Annotated in this window: 2 protein-coding genes; both read right to left on the reverse strand. The window is 76.0% G+C overall.

All coding sequences use genetic code 11. From position 1 onward, the window contains the following. A partial coding sequence (locus GX015_RS08005) for a glycosyltransferase (protein WP_291344200.1) occupies positions 1–997 on the reverse strand: 997 nt, incomplete at its 3' end. Next, positions 994–1555 (reverse strand): glycosyltransferase (locus GX015_RS08010; RefSeq protein WP_291344201.1); only part of this gene is annotated, 562 nt, incomplete at its 5' end. The genes GX015_RS08010 and GX015_RS08005, both read right to left, overlap by 4 nt.

Genomic DNA, 1555 nt, shown 5'->3' on the forward strand with positions numbered 1-1555 from the left:
CTGCGGCGGGTGCGCGGTCCAGCAGGTGCGGCCACGCCTTCGGGGCGGGCGGATCGTCGTCCGCGCCGCACGGCACCAGGGCGAGACCGGCGTCGGAGAGTACGCGCGCCGTCGCCTCCTGCTCGCCGAACGGCCTCGGCCTCGGGATGACGATGGCGCGGGCGCCCGCGGCGGCGATGTCCGCGATGGAGTTCTGGCCCGCCGCCGCGACCACGACGTCCGCGGCGCACAGGTACGGCCAGGGGTCGGCGACCCAGCCGTGCGCCGCGTCGAGGATCCGCACGTCCGCATCAGGGCATGCGGCGGCGACGGCGTCGAAGTAGCCCTCCGGCAGGTCCCCGCCCCCGGCGCCGCCGAGGACCGTGACGCGCATGCGGTCCGATGAACGCCCCGTATCGTCCGCACCGGCCGCATCGAGCGGGTCACGGGAGTCACCGAAGTCCGCGCCGGAGGTGGTGCGCTCGCGGCCCTCGAAGCGCGTGATGCCACCGACCGCGTGGACGCGGTCGGCCACCGGCTCGAGGTGGGCGGGCAACGGCACCCACTCCGGCCAGGCGGCGATGATCCCGTCGGCGATGGAGTGCCCCAGCACGTGGGGGCGGTCCCGGCGATCACCCGGCATGGCCTGCACCGTCACCGGCGTGCCGTGCAGACGTGCGAGCAGGGCGACCTCGACGGAGACGTCGACGTGGAGCACCGCGGGCATGTCCGCGGCATCTCCCGCCGCAGCATCGCCGCCGGCCAGGAACCCGGAGATCATCGCCATCCGCCGGGCCATGCCGGCAGAACCCGGCGGCGCCCAATGCAGTGCCCCGCCGGCGGTGGGGTCCGCGCCGGGGATGCCCGGCGGGTCCATGGGCAACCGGAGGTCGGCGTCGTCACGGGAGCCCAGCGTCGTCGCGGCGATCCCGCGTCCGGCCAGCGCGGATCGCAGGGCCCCGGCGCGCATGGCGTGCCCGGAACCATGATGGTGGACGTACATGCCGATGCGCGTCATGACTGGGCCCCCTGGCTTTCGCGCAGGTCGTGCAGGACATCGCCGTCGCCCCCGTGGTCGCCGCCGCCGTCGCCGTCGCCGCACCCTTCGCCGCCACCGTCGCCCTCGCCGAGGAGGCGGCGGTAGATGGCTTCGTAATGGCGGATCATCGTCGTCACGCTCAGGTCGCGCTCGGCGGCGGCGCGCACGGCCGCCCGATCCATGTCCATGGCCTCATGCAGCACCCGTGCCAGTCCCTCGACGTCGCCGGCCGCGGCGGTGCGCCCGATCGCCGGCGAAACGACCTCGGCCAACCCTCCGCGGGCGAACGCCGCGACGGGCGTGCCGCAGGCGGCGGCTTCGGCGGCGACGAGGCCGAAGGGCTCATCCCATTCGGGCGTGACCAGGCAGACGGCGGCGCGGCCCACCAGGCCCGCCAGCGCGCGGTAGCCGAGTTCGCCGACCATGCGCACCGACCCCGGGGCGCTCCGCCCGATCTCGGGGGCGAGCACGTCGCGCGCGTAGTCCACGTCGCCGATGCGGCCGGCCAGCACCAGGGGCACCCCGGCCCGGCGGGCC

Origin of the sequence: Corynebacterium sp., assembly GCF_012837295.1 — a bacterium.
In the GTDB taxonomy this organism is placed as follows: Bacteria; Actinomycetota; Actinomycetes; order Mycobacteriales; family Mycobacteriaceae; genus Corynebacterium.